Below are 5565 nucleotides of genomic sequence, written 5' to 3'. Positions count from 1 at the left end.
GGACGAGCCGGAGGTGGCGGATGGGGATGACGTTTCGGATCCTGCGCAGGGACCTGCTGCGGATAGCCCGCACCCCCACCGTCTGGATCGTCATCGTCGGTCTCGTCTTCCTGTCGCCGCTGTACGCCTGGTTCAACATCATCGGATTCTGGAATCCGTACGGGAACACCGGCTCCATCCGCGTCGCCGTCGTCAACGAGGACGTCGGTGCGTCGGAATCGACCCTGGGGGCCATCCACCTCGGGCGCGACGTCGTGAACGACCTCAAGGCCAACGACGACCTGGGATGGACCTTCATGACCAGGTCCAAGGCCATGGCCCAGGTGCGCTCCGGGACAAGCTACGCGGCCATCATCATCCCCCGGGACTTCAGCAGAAGCATCGCCGGCATCGTCACGGGCGGATCACAGCGGCCGTCCCTGAAGTACTACGTCAACGAGAAGGCCAACGGCATCGCGGCGCGCATCACCGACACGGGCGCCTCCACCGTGGACCGCCAGGTCAACAGCGCCTTCGTCGCCGCGGTGAGCGCGGTCGCCGCCAAGGCCGTGAACAGCTCCGTCGACTCGCTGTCCTCCGGCGTCCATTCGACGAGCGGCACCGTCGTCGCCGACATCCGCAGCGTGCAGAAGAACATCGCCACGCTGGAATCCGTCATCGACGACCTCGACGGCGTGCTCGCGGACGTCCCGGTCCAGACCACCCGCGCCCGCCAGACCATCGCCACCGTCCAGGCGGCAGGGACCGAGGCCGCCTCCAGCCTCGACTCCACCGCGACCCTCATCTCCACCACCCAGACCTCCCTGGCGTCCGGAACGGCTTCCGCCTCGACCTCGCTGGACACGGCCTCCTCGCTCCTGTCCCAGACCTCCTCGCGCAGCAGTCTGAGCATCACAGCCCTCGCCGCGCAGCTCACGAGCGCGAACGGGACCGTGGAATCCGTCATCGACAAGGCCCAGCAGGTGAACGACACCACCGGCGACGTCATCGACGCGCTCAAAGGTCTCGATCTGTCCGGGACGACGGCGATCACCGACAAGCTCAGCCAGCGGAACACGGCGCTGTCGACCATCATCTCCGATCTGGGCACGCTGAACTCAAGCATGGGCTCCACCATCACCAGCACCGCGGCAAGCTCGGACGCCGTGACGAAGGCCACCCAATCAAGCCTGACGGCGGCCGACAAGGCGCGATCCACGCTGTCGACGGGAGCCATCCCGAAGCTCAACTCCGGCCTGTCCACCCTGTCGCGGACCGCCTCCACCGTCAGCGGGCAGCTCACCGGCCAGTCCTCCCTGCTCTCCCAGACCGGTCTGATACTCGACCAGCTCGACTCCACCGCCTCCTCCACTCGCACGGCGCTGGCCTCGACGAGAACGGGGCTGACGAAGGCGGACTCCACCCTGGACACCCTGGCCATCGACCTGACCGCCCTGGGCAACTCGACCGCGCTCAAGGACATGCTCGGCAGCGACGGCAAGCTTGACGTGTCGAAGATCGCCACCTTCATGCTGTCACCCACCGTTCTGTCGACCAGGGCCCTGTACCCCGTCAGCACCTACGGATCAGGCATGAGCCCGCTGTTCACCAACATCTCCCTGTGGGTGGGCGCCTTCGTGCTTATGGTCATCGTCAGGCTCGAAACCGACGATGACGACCTTGACGGCGAGCCCACGCCGGGCCAGCGCTACTGGGGACGCTGGCTCTTCCTCGCCATCATCGCCGTCGGCCAGGCCCTGGCCACGACCATCGGCGACCTCGTCATCGGGGTGGAGACGGCGAGCCCGGGCATGTTCGTCCTCACGGGAGTCATCACCTCGCTGGTGTACCTGAGCATCACGTACGCGCTGTCCACCACCTTCATGCACGTGGGCAAGGGGCTGTGCGTCGCCCTCATCATGCTCCAGATCCCCGGCGCCTCGGGAATCTACCCCATCGAGATGATGCCGCGGTTCTTCCGCGTCCTCTATCCCTTCTTCCCGTTCACCTACTCGATCTCCGCCCTCAGGGAGACGATCGGCGGCTTCTACGGACTGCACTGGCTCGAGGACATCGCCAGGCTTCTCGTCTTCGCCGTCCTGGCCTTCCTGCTCGGACTGGTCGTCCGCCCGCATCTGGCAAGCGTCAACAGACTCTTCGCCCGCGAGATTCGCGAAGGCGACATGATCATCGGCGAACCCGTCCAGCTGCCGGGCGGGGAGTATCGGCTCTCCCAGGTCATTCAGGCCCTGTCCGACAGGACAGAGTACCGCCAGGCCATCGAGGAGCGCGCCGCCGCGTTCGCCCGACGCTATCCGCGTCTCAGGCGCGGGGCACTCATCACCGGAATCATCGTCCCGGCCGTCCTCGCCGTCGTGTTCTCCCTGACGACCGGCACCAAGCTGCTCTCACTGGCGGCGTGGTTCGTCTGGATCCTGCTCATCATCGGCTTCCTCATGGCCATCGAGCTCATGCGCGACAGCATCGACCGGCAGGTGCGGCTGGGGACCCTCGACGACGAGGCCATACGACGCGCCATGTCCGAATCGAGCGGGGCCCGCCGCTGGATGCGGCTGACGAGGGCGCGGGCCGCCGCACGTCACGCGGATGCAGAGAACCACGCAACGGCTCGATCCGACGATCAGCCCGTGGACGGCACGGCCTCCGACACGGCCGCAGGATCTGAGAACCCCGGACCCTCCACCAGAAACGCCCAGGACACGCAGAACACGCAGGAACAGGAAGGAGACGCCCGATGAGAACCATCGCACGGATCTTCGCCGACGACATGCGCCGCATCACCGGCACCATCGTCTCCGTCATCATCGTCATCGGCCTCGTCGTCATCCCAGGGCTGTTCACCTGGTTCAACGTCGCGGCGAGCTGGGACCCGTTCTCCAACACCGGCAACCTCAAGTTCGCCGTCGCCAACACCGACGAGGGCTACAAAAGCGACCTCATCCCCGTGCGCATCACCATGGGGGACCAGGTGGTCGACGACCTGCGCGCCAACAGCCAGCTCGACTGGACCTTCACCAGCAAGGCCGACGCCATCGAGGGGACGAAGTCCGGCAAGTACTACGCCGCGGTCATCATCCCCAGGAACTTCAGCAGGCATATGATGACCTTCCTGTCCGACGACGCGACGAACGCCCAGCTGACCTACTACACGAACGAGAAGCTCAACGCCCTCGCCCCCAAGGTCACCGGGCAGGGGGCGGACGAGATCGCCGCCCAGATCAACGAGACCCTGGCGAAGACCCTCGCCTCCACGGCGCTGAGCGTCGCCTCCGACCTGTCGACCCAGCTGAGCAAGCCCCAGGCGAAGCAGTGGCTGACGTCCTTCGCCTCGAACGTCTCCGACGTCGCCGGGCAGCTCACCGACGCCTCCTCCAACGTCGCCTCCTATGCGAGCGTGGTGTCCGGATCCATGTCCCTCATCTCCTCCTCGCGCGCACTGCTCGCGCAGACCACCTCGGACGCCGCGACGGCGAAGAAGGACATCTCGTCCACCGTCTCGGGGGTGACCGATGTGGCCTCCGCCGTCAAGGCCAGCGTGTCCGCGCTGTCCACGGCGCTGGACGGCAGCGCCACCAGCATCTCCTCCGTGGCAAGCGCCGTGGACGACACCTATTCCAAGGCCTCAAGCACCGCCTCGGCGAGTTCGGCGAGCCTGAGATCCCAGGCGAGCCTCGTCAACGACCAGATCTCCGACTACACGTCCATCCGGGATGACGTGAAGGCCCTGGCGGACCAGACCGCCAGCGGTTCGGCGGCGGCCACGACGCTGAACCGTGCGGCCACCAGGCTCACGACGGTCATCACCAGGCTCACGGCGGTGCGCGACGCACTCACCTCCGCCGCCACGAACATCGACTCCACCGCCTCCGACGTCTCCACGACCCACACGCAGGTCTCCTCGCTGGCCAGTCAGGCCTCCACGGCGATATCCGCGGCCCGGAAAAGCCTCACGGGCTCACTCCCCGCGCAGGTCTCCGACATCGCCGATGGCATCGACAGGGCGACCTCGACCCTATCCTCCGGCACGGGCCAGCTCGATGCGGCGCTGGACACGCTGGACGATGACGCCGGGACCGCCGCCACCGACATCACCAAGGTCCATACCGTCCTGACCTCCACGGCGACGCTGCTCAGCCGCACGGCGACCACCATCTCCGACTTCGTCACCCGGCTCGACAAGGCGCTGGACGGCAACGACATGGCCACCGTGCGCAAGATCCTCGGGAACGACCCGGAGACCCTGGCCGCCACCCTGGCCGCTCCCGTGACCCTGACGCGCACCGCCCTGTACCCGGTCGCCAACTTCGGCAGCTCGATGACACCGCTGTACACCTTCCTGCCCCTGTGGGTGGGGGCGCTGCTTATGGCCGTGACCCTGAAGACGACGATCTCGCGCCGTCGCCGCGTCGCTCTCGGCGACCCGAAGCCCTGGCAGATGTTCCTCGGCCATTTCGGCGTCTTCGCCGTCATCGCCCTGCTTCAGAGCACCTTCGACTGCGGGGGCAGCCTGCTGTTCCTGCGCGTCCAGGCCGTGCACCCCCTGCTGTTCATGCTCACGGGCTGGGTGAGCTCCCTCGTCTACGCGTTCTTCATCTACACGCTGGTGGCGAGCTTCGACAACGTCGGCAAGGCCATCGGCGTGATCTTCCTCGTCGTGCAGATATCCGGGTCGGGCGCCGCCTACCCTCTGTCGGTGCTTCCGGACTTCATCAGCGTCATCAGCCCGTATCTGCCGGTCACTCATTCCGTGACGGCTCTTCGCGCAGCCATCGCCGGCATCTATGCCAACGACTACTGGATCGCCTTGGGCAGGCTGCTGCTCTTCATTCCGCCGATGCTGCTCCTCGGTCTTCTGCTGCGCCGACCCCTGGCACGGGTCAACCGGGCGTACGTCAGGGCCGCGGAAGGCACCCGACTGCTGTAGGGGGAACGAACATGGAGACGATGCATTCGCAGGACGCTCCGACGCGAACCGTGATGCGCCGGCGGCGCCGAACGACGGGCGAGGGATCCGCGGTGGCGACGGGGGATGCCGGCGCACGGCCGCAGGGCGTCAGCACCCCGGGGGCTCCGGTGCCAGACCGACCCATCAGCACGGCGGAGAAGACGGGAGAAACGGGCGAGGGCAGCCCTCATGGCTCCCGCGAGCGGACGAGGGAGCTCACCGACCGCAAAATCGTTCAGGCGGCTCTGGAGATAGCCGTCTCCCAAGGCGTCAGCGCGGTGACGATCGAGGAGGTGGCACGCCGCAGCGGCGTCGCCAAGACGACGATCTACCGCCGCTACCGCAACACCGCCGACATGCTCTCCCGGCTGCGGACGCTCACCATCGTCGGCTCCTCTGAGCTTGCCGGACTCGAGCCGTCACGAGGCAATCTGCTGCTGCTGCTGCAGCGCGTCATGGAACGCTTCACCACCGACGTCGGCATCCGCGCCGTAGGCGTCGTTCTGGCCTCGGACAACGCCTTCTTCCATGGCATCATCGGCCAGGTCATCATCCCCGAGCAGAGACGCTTCTCCGAGTTCCTGCGACGCGGGGAGCTCGCCGGAGTGTTCCGCCACGGG

The 5565-nt window shown here is 66.9% G+C and carries 3 protein-coding genes; all 3 read left to right on the top strand.

The features are described from left to right. The first annotated feature begins 26 nt into the window (after window positions 1-26). A complete protein-coding gene (locus tag RWX87_RS06395) occupies window positions 27-2738 on the top strand; it encodes a YhgE/Pip domain-containing protein (RefSeq protein ID WP_314688742.1) in 2712 nt (903 codons plus the stop codon). Next, window positions 2735-4924 carry a YhgE/Pip domain-containing protein gene (locus RWX87_RS06390; RefSeq protein WP_314688741.1) on the top strand — a complete coding sequence of 730 codons (2190 nt, stop codon included), beginning with the start codon at window positions 2735-2737 and terminating at the stop codon, window positions 4922-4924. The genes RWX87_RS06395 and RWX87_RS06390 overlap by 4 nt, the downstream gene beginning before the upstream one ends. Before the next feature lie 11 nt (window positions 4925-4935). Continuing rightward, window positions 4936-5565: TetR/AcrR family transcriptional regulator (locus tag RWX87_RS06385; protein ID WP_314688740.1), on the top strand; the 630-nt coding region annotated here is incomplete at its 3' end.

Source organism: uncultured Bifidobacterium sp., from assembly GCF_963540075.1.
In the GTDB taxonomy this organism is placed as follows: Bacteria; Actinomycetota; Actinomycetes; order Actinomycetales; family Bifidobacteriaceae; genus Bifidobacterium.
The sequence above is the reverse complement of the archived record's forward strand: the minus strand, read 5'-3'. Positions and strand labels throughout refer to the sequence as shown.

Bases quoted from the DNA above. Each gene is read 5' to 3' on its own strand.
- RWX87_RS06395 (WP_314688742.1), top strand. From the start codon at position 27: ATGACGTTTCGGATCCTGCGCAGGGACCTGCTGCGGATAGCCCGCACC.
- RWX87_RS06390 (WP_314688741.1), top strand. From the start codon at position 2,735: ATGAGAACCATCGCACGGATCTTCGCCGACGACATGCGCCGCATCACC.